Genomic DNA, 17235 nt, shown 5'->3' with positions numbered 1-17235 from the left:
GCCGTCCAACACCTGAATACCATTGCATGGCAACCAAAAAGCCTTCTTCCGAATACAGCGAATCATCCATTCGGGTCCTGAAAGGACTCGAGCCTGTCAAGCAGCGTCCGGGGATGTACACCAGGACGGAAAGTCCACTGCACATCATCCAGGAAGTCATCGACAACGCCTCCGACGAGGCGCTCGGCGGCCATTGCCGGAATATCACGGTCACGCTCAATACCGACGGCAGCGTCACCGTGGAGGATGACGGCCGCGGCATTCCGGTAGGCATGCATCCTGAAGAAAAAGTGCCGACGGTGGAAATCGTGTTCACCCGCCTGCATGCCGGCGGCAAGTTCGACAAGGCCAGCGGCGCCGCCTATGCCTTTTCCGGCGGCCTGCATGGCGTTGGCGTGTCGGTCACCAATGCGCTCTCGACCCGGCTGGAAATCACCGTGTGGCGCAAGGATGACCAGGGCAACGGCGTGCACCAGATGGCCTTTGCCAACGGCGACGTGATCGAAAAGATGAAGTCGCGCCCGGCGGGCCGTGACGACCGGCGTTCCGGCACCAGGGTCACGGCCTGGCCAGATCCGAAATACTTCGATTCCCCGGCAATTCCGATGGCCGACCTGATCCGCCTCCTGCGCTCCAAGGCGGTGCTGCTGCCTGGCGTGCGGGTTGAACTGGTAAATGCCAAGACCGGCGATACGCAGACCTGGAAATACGAGCAGGGTCTGCGCGGCTACCTGAACGAGAGCCTGGCGCAAAGTTCCAGCGCCGAACTGCTGATCCCGCTGTTCGAAGGCGAGCAGTACGCGGGCGCGGACGCAGAAGGATTTGCCGAAGGCGAAGGCGCAGCCTGGGTGGTGGCGTGGACCGAGGAAGGCAATGTGGTGCGCGAGTCCTATGTGAACCTGATACCGACCTCTGCCGGCGGCACCCATGAATCAGGACTGCGCGATGGCCTGTTCAATGCCGTAAAGAGTTTCGCCGAGCTGCATTCGCTGCTGCCCAAGGGCGTCAAGCTGCTGCCCGAGGACGTGTTCGCGCGCGTTTCCTTCGTGCTTTCCGCACGCGTGCTCGACCCGCAATTCCAGGGACAGACCAAGGAGCGCCTGAACTCGCGCGATGCGGTCCGGCTGGTGTCCGGCTTCATTCGCCCGGCACTCGAACTGTGGCTGCACCAGCACGTGGAGTACGGCCGCAAGCTTGCCGAACTGGTGATCAAGCAGGCCCAGACCCGGCTGCGCTCGGCACAGAAAGTCGAGAAGAAGAAATCCTCCGGCGTGGCGGTCCTGCCCGGCAAGCTGACCGACTGCGAATCGACTGACACGACGCGCAACGAACTGTTCCTGGTCGAGGGCGATTCGGCGGGCGGTTCGGCCAAGATGGGACGCGACAAGGAATTCCAGGCCATCTTGCCGCTGCGTGGCAAGGTGCTCAACTCATGGGAAACCGAGCGCGACCGGCTGTTCGCCAACAACGAGATCCATGACATCGCGGTCGCCATCGGCGTCGATCCGCACGGGCCGAACGACGAGCCCAACCTGTCGGGCCTGCGCTACGGCCGCATCTGCATCCTGTCCGACGCTGACGTCGACGGCTCGCATATCCAGGTGCTGCTGCTGACGCTGTTCTTCCGCCACTTCCCCAAGCTGATCGAACGCGGCAACATCTGCGTCGCGCGGCCGCCGCTGTATCGGGTCGATGCGCCTGCCCGCGGCAAGAAGCCGGCGCAAAAGATCTATGCGCTGGACGATGGCGAACTGGTGGCGATACAGGACAAGCTGCGCAAGGACGGCGTGAAAGAAAACGGCTGGTCGATCTCGCGCTTCAAGGGACTCGGCGAAATGAATGCGGAACAGCTCTGGGAAACCACCATGAATCCGGACACGCGCCGCCTGCTACCGGTGGCACTCGGCAGCTTCGACACCGCCGATTCGGAAGCGTGCTTCACCATGCTGATGGGCAAGGGCGAAGCCGCGGCTCGCCGCAGCTGGCTGGAAGAACACGGCAACGAAGTCGAAGCCGACATCTGAACTGCCAGCCCCGAACATGATGAATCCGCCGGCGCAGCAAGGCCGGCACTGCTTGAATGAATAATCGATGAGTGACCAGCAAACCCTGTTCGACGCCGTGCCCTCCGGCGACGGCGAATCCCTGACCCTGGCATCGTTCGCCGAACGCGCCTATCTCGACTACGCGATCTCGGTGGTCAAGGGACGCGCCCTGCCCGACGTCTGCGACGGCCAGAAGCCGGTGCAGCGGCGCATCCTGTACGCCATGAACGAGCTGGGCCTGGATTCGACTGCCAAGCCGCGCAAGTCGGCGGCGGTCGTCGGCGACGTGCTCGGCAAACTGCATCCGCATGGCGACCAGTCGGTGTATGACGCGATGGTGCGCATGGCGCAGAATTTTTCGCTGCGTTACCCGCTGATCGACGGCCAGGGAAATTTTGGCTCGCGCGATGGCGACGGCGCGGCGGCAATGCGCTACACCGAAGCACGGCTGACGCCAATCGCCCGCCTGCTGCTGGACGAAATCGACATGGGCACGGTGGATTTTCAGCCGAACTATGACGGCTCGACCGAGGAGCCGCGGCTGCTGCCGGCGCGACTGCCGATGGTGCTGCTCAATGGCGCCTCCGGCATTGCAGTCGGCATGGCGACCGAGATTCCGCCGCACAACCTGCAGGAAGTGGCGAAAGCTGCCGTCGCGCTGATCCGCGACCCCAAGCTTGGCCATGCCGAACTGATGGCGATCCTGCCCGGCCCCGACTATCCGGGCGGCGGCCAGATCATCACCTCGCCTGCGGCCATCTCCGACATCTACGAAACCGGACGCGGCTCGCTGAAAGTGCGGGCACGCTGGAAAATCGAAGACATGGCGCGCGGCCAATGGCAGCTGGTGGTCACCGAACTGCCGCCGGGAACATCCTCGCAGAAGGTGCTGGAAGAGATCGAGGAGCTGACCAATCCCAAAGTCCGGCTTGGCAAGAAAGCCCTCAGCGCCGAGCAGATGAACCTGAAACAGGTGATGCTGGCCGCGCTGGATACCGTGCGCGACGAATCCGGCCGCGACGCCCCGGTGCGCCTGGTGTTCGAACCGAAGTCGCGCAACCAGGACCAGACAGAATTCGCCAACCTGCTGCTGGCGCATACCGCGCTTGAAACCAGCGCGCCGATCAACCTGGTCATGATTGGCCGGGACGGACGGCCGCGCCAGAAGCCCTTGCTGTCCATCCTGCAGGACTGGGTCGCGTTCCGTTTCGACACGATCACGCGCCGCACCAACTTCCGGCTGCAGAAGGTCGACGACCGCATCCACATCCTCGAAGGCCGGATGGCGGTGCTGCTCAATATCGACGAAGTGATCCGCATCATCCGCGAATCCGATGAACCAAAATCGGCGCTGATCGCCGCCTTCCGGCTGTCCGACCGGCAGGCGGAAGACATCCTAGAAATCCGCCTGCGCCAGCTGGCGCGGCTGGAAGCGATCAAGGTGGAGCAGGAGCTGGCGGCGCTGCGCGGCGAGCGTGCATCTCTGCAGGACCTGCTGGATTCCCCGGCCTCGATGAAGCGGCTGGTGATCAAGGAGATCGAAGCCGACGGCAAGCAGTTCGGCGATGCCCGCCGCACGCTGATCGAAGCAGCCGAGCGCGCGGTGGTCGAGCAAAAGCTGATCGACGAACCGGTCACCGTGATCATTTCGCAAAAGGGTTGGCTGCGTGCCCGCACCGGACATGGCCACGACGCGGGCCAGTTCACCTTCAAGGCCGGCGATGCCCTGTATCGCACATACGAATGCCGCACCGTCGACAATGTGCTGGCCTTCGGCTCCAATGGCAGGGTCTATACCGTGCCGGTATCGGCGCTGCCCGGCGCGCGCGGCGACGGCGCGCCTGTGACGACGCTGCTCGACCTCGCACCCGGCACCCAGCTGATGCATTTCTTTGCCGGCCCGGCCGATACGCTGCTGCTGATTGCCAGCACGGCCGGCTACGGATTCGCCACCAGGGCGGCCGACATGGCAAGCCGGCTGCGCGCGGGCAAGTCATTCCTGACGCTGGATGAAGGCGACCTGCCGCTGGCGCCGCGCGAGATCACGGCCCAGGACAGCGACCTGGCCTGCCTGTCCGAAAAAGGCCGCGTGCTGGTATTCGGCCTGGCTGAAATCAAGACCATGTCCGGCGGCGGCCGCGGCCTGACCCTGATGGAGCTGGACAAGGGCGAGAAGTTGCTGGTGGCGCAGCCGATCGGGCAGCGCGGCGTGATGGTGTCCGGAGCCGGACGCGGCGGCAAGGCGCTGGAAATCAACCTGGTCGGCAACTCACTTGCGGCCCACACTGGCAAGCGCGCGCGCAAGGGGAAGAAGCTGGAATCGACGGTCAAGCCGGTGGCGCTGACGCCGTTGCGCTAATCTGGAAGCGGCGCCGCCGTCGGGGCTACCGACTGGCGCACGCCAAGAACGCTCCCTCCCTTTCAAGGGCTGAGCCATACCCATAACTGTGGTTTTGTGGCTTTTTGGTTTTGTTGTTTTGTTGTTTTGTTGTTTTGTGGCTTTTTGGCTTGCGGGTCGTGTGGCTGGGTTTGTTGTTTGTCGTTGTGAAGCCGGGAGACACCCCGGCTGGTGTGTAACTTTCTTTTGGAAAAGAAAGTCACCAAAGAAACCAAATTCAACACCCACTTGGCCAACGCCAGATTCGATAGCCAACCAGACGCGGATGTCTGGGCTAATCCAGTGCGACGTTCGCGAGAGATGATCCCTCGGCTGTACGCCTCTTACCTAATCAGCCAACCCCATGAAGTGTCTTATACCGATGCCCAGCGCACCGTTGACTCTTAATGTTTTTCGAAGCTTCAAACAAGCGAGTGGCTGCTCAAAGAAGGGCAACGAAGGGCAAATGGCAGCAGAAAATTCCAGGGATGCCGCGCACCCTTGGCAACCCGACCTCAAGAATCAATTAGCAGCTTCGAAAATAATTAGGAGTCAACGAGCGGTGGTGTGCGGTCGGCGGCATTGAAGCGGGTTGGCTGATCCCGGTCAGATGCGAACGTGTGGCAGGACCTTCCTCGCGAACGTCGCATTGGATTAGCCCAGACATCCGCGTCTGGTTGGCTATTGAGGCGGGCGTTGGCCAAGTGGGTGTTGAATTTGATTTCTTTGGTGACTTTCTTTTCCAAAAGAAAGTTACACACCTGCCGGGGTGTCTCCCGGCTTCACAACCACAACCATCAAATCCAGCCAAACGGACCGCGAGCCACCGACCGCAGAACAACCAAACCACTCACCCAAGAATGTGGGTAATCATCCGCAGCATCACGCGGTAGCGATGCCTCGCAGCGGATCGCCGCGCCGGCGTACCCGCATCAACAAAATCAGCAGAATCACGAAATTGACCAGGTTGAAGGCAAAGCCATTCAGGAAAGCTGCCTGGTAAGAACCCGTCAAGTCGAAAATTTTTCCCGACATCCAGCCACCCAGCGCCATGCCGACCATGGTGAATGTCATCACCATGCCGACACGCGCGCCTGCTTCCGATGGCGGAAAGTATTCGCGCACGATGATCGCATAGGCTGGCACCAGGCCGCCCTGGAACATGCCGAACAGTGCCGATATCACGTACAGCGAAGCCAGCCCGTCGAACGGCAGGAACAGCAGCAGCGCCAGCGCCTGCAAGGCAGACGTCATCAGTATCGTACGCAGTCCGCCGATACGATCCGAAATTGCGCCGCATATCAGGCGGCTGGCGATTCCGAAGGCCAGCATCAGCGACAGCATTTCGGCGCCGCGCGCCGCGCCGTAGCCGAGGTCGCCGCAGTAGGCAACGATATGCACCTGCGGCATCGCCATGGCGACGCAACAGCCCACGCCGGCGATGCAAAGCATGGCCGTGGCGCGATTTGGCGACATGCCGAACGGCAGGGCCGCCGCGACCACATCGCCCTTGACAACCGGAGCCGGCGCCGGCAGCGGCGGGCGGCGCTTCATCAATAAGGCGAGCAGCACCATCACCAAGCCGCTGAACAGCCCCAGCAGCAGGTAGGACTGGCGCCAGCCTATGGTCTCGATGTAGTACTGCAGGATGGGTGGCCAGATCACGCCACCCAGGTAATTGCCGCTGGAGGCGACTGCGACGGCAATGCCCCTGCGTTTGAGGAACCATAGCGAGGTATCGGCAATCAGCGGGACAAAAGTGCTGGCGCAGCCGAGAAATCCGATCAGCAGGCCATGCGCCAGCGCGAACAGGAGGATATTGGAAGATACCGAGGCCAGTGCGTAACCGGCGGCGAGCGCAACACCACCGATCAGCAGTGGAACCATCACGCCGAAACGGTCGGCCATCTTTCCCAGCACGATGCAACCGGCGCCAAAGCCCACCATCAGCAGCGTGTAGGGCAGCGACGCATCGGCGCGGGTGATGCCGAAATCGGCCTGCACCGCTGGCAGCACGACCGGCACCACATACATGCCGCCGGCACCCAAGGTCATCAGGACCAGTGCAATCAGCAGGCGCCCGACTGCATAGGGGGAATCGGGAACGGCCGGTCCGTTCCAGGGATAGGCTGGCAATTTGATGCTCGTCTCCTGCTGTGCCTCGCAGCGAATTGAAGGGTCAAGCTAGACGCCTCGCCCGGACACATTTATTGATGATGCAAGCGCGCCGAACTGCTGCCGCGCAAAGGCAAACGCAAAGTATAGGGCGAATCGCGGCAATCCGCTTTCGGTTACACTCCGGCGTTCATGAGCTCCCTCGTCATCCAGGCCGGACCGCGCGCGCTGGCCCTGTTGCAGAAAAACGGCTTGCGCGCGGCCGATGTGGCCATCATTCCCGCTGCTGCGGGCGGCCCGAAAGGCCTGATATTCCAGCACCTGGACCAGTGGCTGTTCGGCGACTGGTTGCCGCGATCACCGCGCGAACGCGCGCTGGTCGGCGCGTCGATCGGCGCCTGGCGGCTGGCCGCAGCCTGTCATGCAGATCCGGTCGCCGCATTCGAGCGGCTGTCGACGCTGTATTGCGAACAGCAACGCTATCCGAACAAGCCGTCGGCGTCCTTCGTCACCGCGGTCTGTCGCCGCATCATCGATCATTTCGTCGGCGGGCATGAAGGCGAGATCGTCGCCCACCCGCATCACCGGCTGCATGTGCTGGCAACGCGTGGCACCCGGCTGCTGGCGGCGCCCCAACGCCCCTTGTCCGTGATGGCCGGCTTTGGCGCAGCTGCGCTGTCCAACGCGGTATCGCGGCGGCTGCTGGCACATCATATGCAGCGGGTAGTGATCCACGACCAGCGTGATGCTGCGGCATGGCTGCATCAGCCCTTCGATGCATTCGACACGCGCAGCGCGCCGCTCACGGCGGACAACCTGCAACTGGCACTGCTCGCCTCCGGCACATTGCCCTTCGTGATGGAACCGGTGCGCAGCTTGCCGCATGCGCCGGCCGGAACCTATTGGGACGGCGGGCTGGTCGACTATCACCTTGCGCTGCCCTACTCCAGGGCGACCGGCGACCTGGTGCTGTACCCGCATTTCGGCGAACACATCGTCCCGGGCTGGCTGGACAAGCAGATGCCATGGCGGCGCGCAGCACGCAGTGTGAATCGGGGCTGGCTGGACAATGTCCTGCTGATTTCGCCATCGCCGGAATTCCTGCGCCGCCTGCCGCGCGGCCGCTTGCCGGACCGGCGCGATTTTCCGCACTACGGCCTGGAGCATGATCGCCGCATCCGCGACTGGAAGCACGCCATCGCCGAAGGCGAGCGCCTGCGCGATGAGCTCAGCGCATTCGTGGAAAGGCCCGACCTGGACCTGGTCAGGCCACTCTGACCGCTCTCGCCGCTCTCACCGCTCTCACCGCACTGAAGCTTCTGACGGCTCTGAGCATCCCGCTCGCTGCCGGGATGGTGCTGGCACAGTACCTGCTTGTACGCAGACTAGTATACAAGTTGGTGCCCCATGCCAGAACACGAAAATACCCTCTCCGCCAAAGCAGAAGACCGCTGCCCTGCAGCGCTTGCAGTCCGCGCCGCGACATTCCGTGCTGCTGCCGATGACGCAGCGCCGTCCATATGGATCAGTCGCGGACCGATCATATCGGAGCCCGGCCCAGGCCTGTCCGCAACCCCGCAGCCGCTAGCCAACAAGCTGTTCGCGGTGAAAGACAATATCGATGTCGCCGGTTATCCGACGACTGCGGCCTGCCCCGATTTTGCCTATTCACCCCAACGCTCGGCCACTGTGGTGCAGCGTCTGCTCCAGGCTGGTGCCGCGGTGGCCGGCAAGACCAACCTCGACCAGTTCGCCTGCGGCCTGGTCGGCACGCGCTCACCATATGGCGCTGTGCCGAATGCCTTCAATCCGGCTTATATCAGTGGTGGATCCAGTTCCGGTTCGGCAGTAGCTGTCGCGCTGGGCCTGGTCGATTTCGCGCTGGGCACCGACACTGCCGGGTCCGGCCGGGTGCCGGCCGGGTTCAATAACATTGTTGGCCTGAAGCCGTCGCGCGGTCTGCTGTCGACCCGTGGCGTGCTGCCCGCCTGCGCGCACATAGACTGCCCGTCGATCTTTGCCCGCACCGTTGCCGAAGCAGTCCATGTATTGCTGGCCGCCGCCGGCCACGACCCCGAGGATCCCTGGTCGCGCCATCTGCCGCTGGACAATCGCGCCTTCCCTTCGCGCTTCCGGTTTGGCATGCCGGACGCTGCGCATCTCGATTTTTGCGGTGACGAGCAATCTGCGTCGGCATTCCAGGACGCGGTCGCGCGCCTGGTTGCGCTCGGGGGCGAGGCCAGCGAGATCGACTACGAGCCCTTGTCGGTGGCCGCCACCGAGCTGTACGAAAGCGCCTGGGTAGCCGAACGTTATGCGGCAATCCGCGACTTCTTCGACCAGCACCCCGATTCGATCGATCCGGTGGTTCGCCAGATCATCGGCAACGGCCGGGGATACGATGCTGCGCAACTGTTCGACGCGATGCGGCGCATGGCCGGCCTGCGCCAGCGGGCGATGCAATCGATGGCAGCGATCGACGTCCTCGTGGTGCCCACCGCGCCGACCATCTACACCCTCGCGGAACTGGCAGAGCAGCCGGTCAGCCGCAATCGCAACCTGGGCCTGTACACCAATGCGGTGAACCTGCTGGACCTGGCCGCGATTGCCGTTCCGTCCTCGATGCGCGCAGATGGGCTCCCGTTCGGCATCACGCTGATCGGCCCGGCCGGCAGCGAGCTGCGCCTGGCCGAACTGGCGGCGCGCTATCACGCCGCAAGCGGCCTTGGCTTGGGTACCTCGGCCGAGCCAGTTCCTGCAGCGCAGTCGTTCGCGCATCTGGCCGGCGGCACCGTCGAGATCGCCGTCGTGGGTGCGCACCTGTCCGGCATGCCTTTGAACTGGCAGCTGACCGAGCGCGGCGCGCGCCTGGTGCGGCGCACCCGCAGCGCCGCCCATTACCGCCTTTACGCACTGGCCGGAACCGTGCCGCCAAAGCCAGGCCTGTTGCGCGTCGCATCAGGTCAGGGCGCGCAGGTCGAACTGGAAATCTGGCAGTTGCCAGTTGCCTCCTACGGCTCCTTCGTCGCACTGATCCCGGCGCCGCTCGGCATCGGCACGCTGGATCTGGAGGATGGCAGCCAGATACAAGGCTTCCTGTGCGAGCAGGGCGCGCTTGGCGGCGCCCGCGACATCAGCTCATACGGTGGCTGGCGTGCCTTCATGGCCGCAGTTGCGCCGGCCACTACCGAATCACCGCCACCACCAGGATCAAGTTCAGCACCGGCTGCACCCGCATCACCTGCTTCCGATTCATCCAACCCGACATCCACTTCCCTGTGACAGGAGTTCATCAAATGAAAAAACATTCCACCACTTGCGCCGCCTCCGCTATCGCCGCTCCTGCCTCGCTCCGCCGCCGCCAATTCATGGGCGCCGCCCTGGCAGGTACCGCCCTCGCCGGGATTGGTGCACCGGTCTTCGCGCAGTCGGCGCCAAAGATGCGGATCGGATTCTGGCCGGTTGCCTCGGCGCTGCCGTTCTTCGTGGCGATCGAAAAAGGCTATTTCAAAGAAGCCGGGCTGAATGTCGAACCGCTGAAATTTGCAAGCGCCCAGCAGGTGATCGAAGCGATCCTGGCAGGCCGCGCGGAAGGCAGTTCGAACGGCACCGCGTCGGCGGCGCTGGCACTGGGCGAAATCGCCCAGCCGGGACTGCTGAAAATATTCTGCACCAACCCCACCAATGCCAAGTACGTGCTGGATGAATTCATCGTTGCCAAGGATAGTCCGGTCAAGACCATGGCCGACCTGAAAGGCAAGCGCATCGCTTCCGGCCCTGGCATCCAGAACTCGACGATTGCCAAGACCATCCTGGAAAAAGCCGGCGTAACCGGAGCGACGGTGATCGAATTGCCGATCGGGCAGCATGTCGCGTCGCTGGCGGCCGGCCAGGTTGACGCTTGCTACACGCTGGAGCCGACCGGCACCGTGGGACGGCTCAACGGCATCACCCGCACGCTGGAGGTCGGCGTGGTGGCGAAATACATCCTCGGCGACCCGATGGCGCCATGGCATGGCGGTGCCGCCAGCCTGACCTCGGAGTTCATCAAGAAATATCCTGACGCCACCAAAAAGTACATTGCCGCCTATATGCGCGGTGTCGACCTGGTGCGCAACCAGGCGGCGCAGGCGCGGCCCTTCCTGAAAGGCTATACCGCAATCGAGGGTCCGCTGACTTCCGAAGTGCCGATGTCCGACTACATGCTCTACAGCCAGTTCAAGCCGAGCGACGTCGCCTATTTCCAGAAGTTCTACGACCTGTTCTCCGACCGCGGCATCTTCACCCGCCGGGTCCTGGTCGACAGCATGCTTTACAAGGGGTAAATCATGGCCGATCCGATTCCTGCACCTGTTGCAGCGTGGACCGGCGCCCAGCCGGTGGCAATACCACGCCGCATTTCCTGGAGCGCACTGCTGCCCTGCATCGGCCCGCTGGTCCTGTTCGTCATCTGGGACCTGGTGGTACGGCTTGGCTGGATCAAGGCGATCCTGCTGCCAGCCCCGACCGACACCGTGGTCGCCATGGTCACCGGGCTGGCCGGCGGACCATTGCTGCTCGACTTCGTCGTGACGGTGATTCGCACGCTCGAAGCCTTCGCCATCGCAGCGGTGGTCGGCGTACCGGTGGGAATTGCGCTCGGCAGCAACGAACGCGCCTACCGCAGCGTCGAGTTCCTGATCGACTTCTTCCGCTCCACGCCGTCGTCGGCGCTGATTCCCCTGTTCCTGCTGATCTTCGGGGTATCGGACGTCAACAAGGTTGCCATCGCCGCCTTCGGCGCGCTGCTGATCGTGCTGTTCACCAGCGCCTATGGCGTGATGAATGCGCGCAAGCAGCGCGTGATGGCTGCCCGGGTGATGGGCGCGTCGCGCTGGCAGATATTCAAGGACGTGCTGATCTGGGAAAGCCTGCAGCCGGTATTCGTCGGCCTGCGCTCGGCGGTGTCGATGGCGCTGGTAATCGTGATCGTGGCCGAAATGTTCATCGGCTCGGATAACGGCCTCGGACACCGCATCATCGATGCGCAGCAGGTGCTCAATGTAAAGAGCATGTATGCCGCCATCCTTGCCGCTGGCGTCCTCGGCTACGCCCTCAACGTGCTGTTCCTGCTGGCGGAGCAGCGCATCGTTCACTGGAGCGGGAGATAACATGCGACCCACCGACGCTTTCATGCGTATCGACGCACCGGTCCCGGCCTTCGAACCCGGTCCGGCCGGCACCCACATCACCATTCGCGGCCTGACGAAATATTTCGCCGGCTGGCCGCTGTACGAGAACTTCAACCTCGACATACCGAAGAGCAAGATCGTCTCGGTGTTCGGCCCCAACGGCTGCGGCAAGTCGACACTGATCAACATGATCGCCGGCCTGGTCCCGATCGACTCCGGGGAAATCCTGTTCGACGGCAAGTCGCTGAAGGAAACCCGGATCGGCTACGTGTTCCAGAACTACCGCGAAGCATTGTTCCCATGGCTGCGTACCATCGACAATATTGCCTACCCGCTCAAACTGGAAGGCAAGTCGAATGCCGAGATCAACCGCAGGATGGAAGAACTGGTCGCCTCGTTCGACGTCAAGTTCGACCTGAACCGCTATCCCTACGAACTCTCGGGCGGACAGCAGCAAACCGCGTCGATCATGCGCGCGCTGGCGCCGCGGCCGGAAGTGCTGTTCCTCGACGAGCCATTCTCGGCGCTGGATTTCGAGATGACGCTTTTCATCCGCGAAAAACTGCAGGAAGTGTTCATGCAGACCGGCACCACCATGATGCTGGTATCGCATGATCTGGAAGAAGCCGTGTACCTGGCCGACCAGGTGCTGCTGCTGACCAAGCGTCCGACCCGTATCGCCGAGATACTGGACTACGACGATCCGCGTCCGCGCACCATCGAGACGCTGTCGACGCCGCGCTTCATCGAGACCAAGAAGCACAGCCTGGAAATCTTCCAGCGCGAGGTGCGCAGATGAACCGCACGATGGAAACCGAACAGTACGTGCGTGCCGCGCTGCGGCTGCAGGGTTACGATTTCAGCGAAGAGCGCAGCGCCGAAATCGCCCTGCAGTTCAGCCGCATAGCAGGGATTGCCGACAGCTTCCTGGACCTGCCCCTGCCGCTGGAAGCCGAACAAGCGGGGGTATTCCGGCCATGAACAATGTTGCCCTGATCAGCGCCGCACTGCGCTCCGGCGCCCGCAGCGCGCAGCAGATCCTGGCCGAGACCGTCGACCGCATCACGGCACTCGACCCGGCGCTCAACTGCTTCACCAGCCTGACGCTGGAGCGGGCCCGGCAGGAAGCTGGCGCTATCGATGCCCTGCGCGAACAGGGCCGGCCACTTCCGCCCTTGGCCGGCGTGCCCTATGCAGTGAAGAACCTGTTCGATGTGCGCGGCGAAATCACGCTGGCCGGCGCGCGCCTCAACGCCGCCAATCCGGCTGCTCATGACGACAGCTTGCTGGTTGCACGCATGCGGGATGCCGGCGCAATCCTGCTCGGCATGTTGAACATGGACGAGCATGCGTACGGATTCACCACCGAGAACACCTGGTATGGTCCGACCCGCAATCCGCACGATCCAACCCGCATCGCCGGCGGTTCCTCCGGCGGATCGGCGGCGGCGGTGGCCGCCGGCATGGTGCCGCTGACGCTGGGTTCTGATACCAATGGCTCGATACGCGTGCCCTCGTCGCTGTGTGGCGTGTTCGGATTGAAGCCGACCTACGGCCGCCTGCCGCGCAGCGGCACCTTTCCGTTCGTGCACAGCCTGGATCACCTGGGGCCGTTCGCCGCCAGCGTTGCCGACCTCGCGGCCGCCTACGACGTGCTGCAGGGTCCGGCGCCCGCCGACACCGCCTGCGCGCAGCGGCCGGTGGAAGCAGTGCTGGGCCGGCTTGGCATGCCGCGCCGCTTGCGCGTGGGCGTGCTGGGTGGATGGTTCCATCGCTGGGCCGCGGATGAAGCGCGCGAAGCAGTGCGACTGTGCGCACAGGTGCTGGGTGCGACCCGTTGCGTCGAATGGCAGTCGGCCGAAATGGCCCGCGCCGCCGGCTTCATCATCACCGGATCCGAAGGCGGATCGCTGCACCGGGATAAACTGCGCAGCCACTACGACGAGTTCGAGCCGCTGTCACGCGACCGGCTGGTGGCCGGAAGCCTGATTCCGGCCGACTGGCTGGTCAAAGCGCAGCGGGTCAGGCAACAGGCGCTGCAGGACGCGAACACCCTGTTCCATGAATTCGACCTGCTGCTGGCGCCTGCCACGCCGGTTGCGGCGCCGGCGATCGGCACAGCAGAACTGCATCTGCACGGCGTCAGCTTGCCGGCGCGCGCCAGCCTTGGCCTGCTGGCGCAGCCGATCTCGTGCATCGGACTGCCGGTCTGCACCGTACCGGTATGGCCGCAGTCGAGCGCGCCGATGCCGGTGGGGGTACAGTTGATAGCCGCGCCGTGGCGCGAGGATATCTGCCTGTCCGCTGCCCGCTTGCTGGAGCAGGAACAAGTGGCGCATTGCCGTATTGCCACCCTGCCGTCATGACCCATGGATCACTGCCGCACTACTGACAAGAAACCAGAGACCAGATGATGACAATCAATCGCCCCGATGTGCTGGCGGAAGTCGAGGCCGAATTTTCCCGCTATGAAGCAGCGCTGACCGGCAATGATGTTGCCGTGCTGGATGAACTGTTCTGGGACTCGCCGCATACGCTGCGCTACGGCGCCACCGAGAACCTGTACGGCTTCGACGCAATCCGGGCGTTCCGCGCCGGCAGGCCGGCGGTTGGCCTGGCACGCAGGATCCTGCACACGGCAATCACCACTTATGGTAACGATCTCGCCACCGCCAATATCGAATTCAGCCGCGACGGCAGCGCTCGCATCGGGCGTCAATCGCAAACATGGATCAGGATGCCGGAAGGATGGCGGGTCGTCGCCGCCCATGTCAGCCTGATCGATCCGCCACTGGAGACTTGATGCGCATACTGGCCAGCAACACGATGGCACAGGAACCGGAAGCCCCCCTGACCTTGGCAGACACTGCCTATGCACGGCTCAAGGAGGATATTTTCGATTTCCGCCTGGTGCCGGGCGACCGCTTCTCCGAGTCCGAAATTGCGGGGCGGCTCGGAATGTCGCGCACTCCCGTGCGGGATGCGCTGTTCCGCTTGCAGCGTGAAGGCTATTTCACCGTCCACTTTCGCAGCGGCTGGTCGGTCCGGCCCTTCGATTTCGAACAGTTCGAGCATTTGTACGACCTGCGCATGGTGCTGGAGACGACTGCGGTGCGCCGCCTTTGCGACATGGTCGACACCCCTCTGGAAACAGCAGCAGAACCCGTGCCGGAGGCGCACGACCCCTTGCAGGAACTGAGGAGCTTCTGGATGGCGCCGGAAAACCAGCGCCTGACAGACGGCAAGCAGGTTGCCCAGATGGACGAGGCCTTCCACATTTCACTGGTGGAAGCGGCCGGGAACCCCGAGATGGCGCGGGTGCACCGCGGGATCACGGAACGGATCCGCGTCATTCGTCGTCTCGACTTTACCCAGGCCTACCGGGTTGAACGAACTTACGACGAGCACGCGCAAATCCTGCAGGCCATCACCCGGCGCCGCGCCGACCAGGCGGTGATGCTGCTGCGCACGCATATCGAAGCCAGCAAGGCGGAGGTGAGGAAGATTACGGTGCACCGGCTCTACATGGCCCGTCAGGAACACGCCGGCAAAGACTGATGCAGGGCATCACCGGCATCACTGGCAACGCCGGCACCGCGACGCCCGGGCGCCAGCGTTGCCGGGTCCATGTTCCAGTCCTTTTCTGAGACAATCACTCCGCTGCAGACACCATCTTTGCCCGGAGAAATACATGATCCCGATCCAGGGACTGGACCATATCGTCCTGCGCGTCGTTGATCCGGAAGCCATGCTGCGCTTCTATTGCGACGTGCTTGGCTGCACGCTTGATCGGCAGCGTGATGACCTGGGCTTGATCCAGCTGCGCGCTGGCAGTGCCCTGATCGACCTGGTTCCGGTCACCGGAAAACTCGGCCTGCAAGGCGGCGCCGCGCCAGGCAAGGAAGGCCGCAACCTCGATCACTTCTGCCTGTGGGTGGAGCCGTTCAACGAAGAAGAGATACGGCGCACGCTCGACGCCGCTGGCGTTGCTGCCGGCCCCACTGAAACACGATATGGCGCGCGCGGTGACGGGCCCTCGATCTACCTGCAGGATCCCGAAGGCAATACGCTGGAACTGAAAGGCCAGGCTGCGCCAGCCGACGCCTGAACTGCGATGCGGTCCAGGCCGCCCACGGCGCCCTGCTCCTGCTCAGTATGCAACGCCCAGGCGGCGGTACCAGACACCCAGCACGAACAGGGGGCCGATCGCCAGGAAACGCAGATCGTCGAAGAAGGATGGCTTCTTTCCTTCTATCTTGTGGCCGATGAACTGACCGATCCACGCGACGACAAAGACCGTGAGCGAAACCGGCAGAACCATGGTGGCCGGCATCAGGTTGAGCACGGCGAGGAACAGGCCCGACATCACCGCCATGCCAAATGCAAACGGAACGCTCAGGCTGAAGTAGTAGATCATCGAGACGGCCACCAGGCCGGCTGCGGCCCAGGGATGGATCGCCCACACCAGGCCGAGCACGGAAAACACGATCGCCGGTACGCACACGCAGTGAATGAGTTCGTTGACGGGATTGCGATGACTTTCAGCGTACTTGTCGAGCAGGGCGTCGACTGCGCGTTGTGCTGATGCTTCCATGGCTGGTCTCCGGGCTAGGTGCCCGCTTTTGCTACGGGCCTGACTTCATGCTAGCACGACCTGTGTTGCGCAGGAACCGGCAGAAAGCGGCAAAAATCGGCAACAGCGCGCAGCACGTCCGGCATCCAGCCATGACCTCAAGCCCCGACTTCAAGCCACCCGAATCCCTCTTCCTGACACGCAATCATCACTTCGGTACCGGCATCGGCAATCGCACCGGTCAACGCACTGCGCGCCAGTTCGGGCGTATTGTTCTGCTGGCTCAGGTGGGCGCCCACGATGCGCCGCAGGCGCGACTGGTCGAGCGCAGCCAGTATCTCGGCGGTCGCCCGGTTGGACAGATGGCCGAACGGCCCGCCTATGCGCCACTTCAGCGAAGGTGGATATTTCGAATCCGCCAGCATGCGTTCATCATGATTGCACTCGAGCACCAGCGCATCGCATCCGCCCAGCATCTGGACCATGTGCGGGGTGGATTGCCCGGCATCGGTCAGCACGCCAAGCGTGGACCGGCCGTCGCCGATCACATACTGGATTGGCTCGCGCGCATCGTGGGGGACGGTATAGGGGCGCAGTTCGAGGTCGCCGACTGCCAGCCGGTCGCCATCGCGGCAAAAGCGCACATCGACATTGCTGACGTCGCGCCTGGCCGCTTCCCAGGTGCCGAAACTGAGCCAGACCGGAACCCGGTGCCGACGGGCGAACTTGAATACGCCGCCGACATGGTCCTGGTGCTCGTGGGTGACGACGATGCCGGAAAGGTCGCCCGGCGCCACGCCCAGCCGTTCCAGCCTGCGCTCGCATTCGCGCAGGCCGAAGCCGCAATCCAGCATGACTGTCGTGCGGGTGGCGCCGGAATCGGCGGAAATCAGCAGCGCGTTGCCCTCGCTGCCACTGCCCAGACTTGCAAATCTCAAAGGCCTGTCCAGTGAA

At 63.5% G+C, this 17235-nt stretch carries 15 protein-coding genes; 12 read left to right on the top strand and 3 right to left on the bottom strand.

Annotation, left to right across the window (positions count from 1 at the left end; genetic code table 11):
• Nucleotides 1–26 precede the first annotated feature (26 nt).
• Together FVE66_RS03710 and parC are read left to right on the top strand one after the other, a co-directional pair.
• Nucleotides 27–2024: a DNA topoisomerase IV subunit B gene (locus FVE66_RS03710; RefSeq protein ID WP_151446015.1), complete on the top strand. Its 1998-nt coding sequence runs from the start codon at nucleotides 27–29 to the stop codon at nucleotides 2022–2024.
• 67 nt (nucleotides 2025–2091) lie between these two features.
• A complete protein-coding gene (parC, locus tag FVE66_RS03705; protein WP_151446014.1) occupies nucleotides 2092–4404 on the top strand; it encodes a DNA topoisomerase IV subunit A in 2313 nt (770 codons plus the stop codon).
• A 900-nt stretch (nucleotides 4405–5304) separates the two neighbouring features.
• On the opposite strand, the gene FVE66_RS03700 is transcribed toward parC, so the two are convergent.
• Nucleotides 5305–6477 (bottom strand): MFS transporter, encoded by a 1173-nt coding sequence (locus tag FVE66_RS03700; protein WP_151446405.1) that lies wholly within the window; start codon nucleotides 6475–6477, stop codon nucleotides 5305–5307.
• A gap of 252 nt (nucleotides 6478–6729) precedes the next feature.
• Between FVE66_RS03700 and FVE66_RS03695 the strand changes: the two genes are divergently transcribed.
• From FVE66_RS03695 to FVE66_RS03650, 10 genes are all read left to right on the top strand, one after another.
• Nucleotides 6730–7815, top strand: coding sequence for a patatin-like phospholipase family protein (locus FVE66_RS03695; RefSeq protein WP_151446013.1), 1086 nt, complete (start codon nucleotides 6730–6732; stop codon nucleotides 7813–7815).
• A gap of 129 nt (nucleotides 7816–7944) precedes the next feature.
• The gene (gene atzF, locus FVE66_RS03690; RefSeq protein ID WP_151446012.1) at nucleotides 7945–9819 is read left to right on the top strand and encodes an allophanate hydrolase; all 1875 of its coding nucleotides are present in this window, start codon (nucleotides 7945–7947) and stop codon (nucleotides 9817–9819) included.
• A 14-nt stretch (nucleotides 9820–9833) separates the two neighbouring features.
• The gene (locus FVE66_RS03685; protein WP_151446011.1) at nucleotides 9834–10862 is read left to right on the top strand and encodes an ABC transporter substrate-binding protein; all 1029 of its coding nucleotides are present in this window, start codon (nucleotides 9834–9836) and stop codon (nucleotides 10860–10862) included.
• Nucleotides 10863–10865: 3 nt separating this feature from the next.
• The gene (locus FVE66_RS03680) at nucleotides 10866–11687 is read left to right on the top strand and encodes an ABC transporter permease (protein WP_151446010.1); all 822 of its coding nucleotides are present in this window, start codon (nucleotides 10866–10868) and stop codon (nucleotides 11685–11687) included.
• Between the two features lies 1 nt (nucleotide 11688).
• Nucleotides 11689–12507 (top strand): ABC transporter ATP-binding protein, encoded by an 819-nt coding sequence (locus FVE66_RS03675; RefSeq protein ID WP_194164345.1) that lies wholly within the window; start codon nucleotides 11689–11691, stop codon nucleotides 12505–12507.
• A complete protein-coding gene (locus FVE66_RS03670) occupies nucleotides 12504–12689 on the top strand; it encodes a DUF4089 domain-containing protein (protein ID WP_151446009.1) in 186 nt (61 codons plus the stop codon). Before FVE66_RS03675 ends, FVE66_RS03670 begins: the two co-directional genes overlap by 4 nt.
• Nucleotides 12686–14074 (top strand): AtzE family amidohydrolase, encoded by a 1389-nt coding sequence (locus FVE66_RS03665; RefSeq protein ID WP_151446008.1) that lies wholly within the window; start codon nucleotides 12686–12688, stop codon nucleotides 14072–14074. Before FVE66_RS03670 ends, FVE66_RS03665 begins: the two co-directional genes overlap by 4 nt.
• 47 nt (nucleotides 14075–14121) lie before the next feature.
• Nucleotides 14122–14511 carry an oxalurate catabolism protein HpxZ gene (gene hpxZ / locus FVE66_RS03660; RefSeq protein ID WP_151446403.1) on the top strand — a complete coding sequence of 130 codons (390 nt, stop codon included), beginning with the start codon at nucleotides 14122–14124 and terminating at the stop codon, nucleotides 14509–14511.
• Nucleotides 14511–15266: a GntR family transcriptional regulator gene (locus tag FVE66_RS03655; protein ID WP_151446007.1), complete on the top strand. Its 756-nt coding sequence runs from the start codon at nucleotides 14511–14513 to the stop codon at nucleotides 15264–15266. Before hpxZ ends, FVE66_RS03655 begins: the two co-directional genes overlap by 1 nt.
• 133 nt (nucleotides 15267–15399) lie before the next feature.
• Nucleotides 15400–15816, top strand: a complete 417-nt coding sequence (locus FVE66_RS03650; protein WP_151446006.1) for a VOC family protein — start codon at nucleotides 15400–15402, stop codon at nucleotides 15814–15816.
• Nucleotides 15817–15858: 42 nt separating this feature from the next.
• Here the strand turns inward: FVE66_RS03650 and FVE66_RS03645 are convergent, their stop codons facing one another.
• Together FVE66_RS03645 and FVE66_RS03640 are read right to left on the bottom strand one after the other, a co-directional pair.
• Nucleotides 15859–16302: an Mpo1 family 2-hydroxy fatty acid dioxygenase gene (locus FVE66_RS03645; RefSeq protein WP_151446005.1), complete on the bottom strand. Its 444-nt coding sequence runs from the start codon at nucleotides 16300–16302 to the stop codon at nucleotides 15859–15861.
• A gap of 137 nt (nucleotides 16303–16439) precedes the next feature.
• Nucleotides 16440–17219 carry an MBL fold metallo-hydrolase gene (locus FVE66_RS03640; RefSeq protein ID WP_151446004.1) on the bottom strand — a complete coding sequence of 260 codons (780 nt, stop codon included), beginning with the start codon at nucleotides 17217–17219 and terminating at the stop codon, nucleotides 16440–16442.
• Between the last annotated feature and the right edge of the window lie 16 nt (nucleotides 17220–17235).

Source organism: Lacisediminimonas profundi (assembly GCF_008831265.1).
Lineage (GTDB): Bacteria > Pseudomonadota > Gammaproteobacteria > Burkholderiales > Burkholderiaceae_D > Lacisediminimonas > Lacisediminimonas profundi.
The sequence above is the reverse complement of the archived record's forward strand: the minus strand, read 5'-3'. Positions and strand labels throughout refer to the sequence as shown.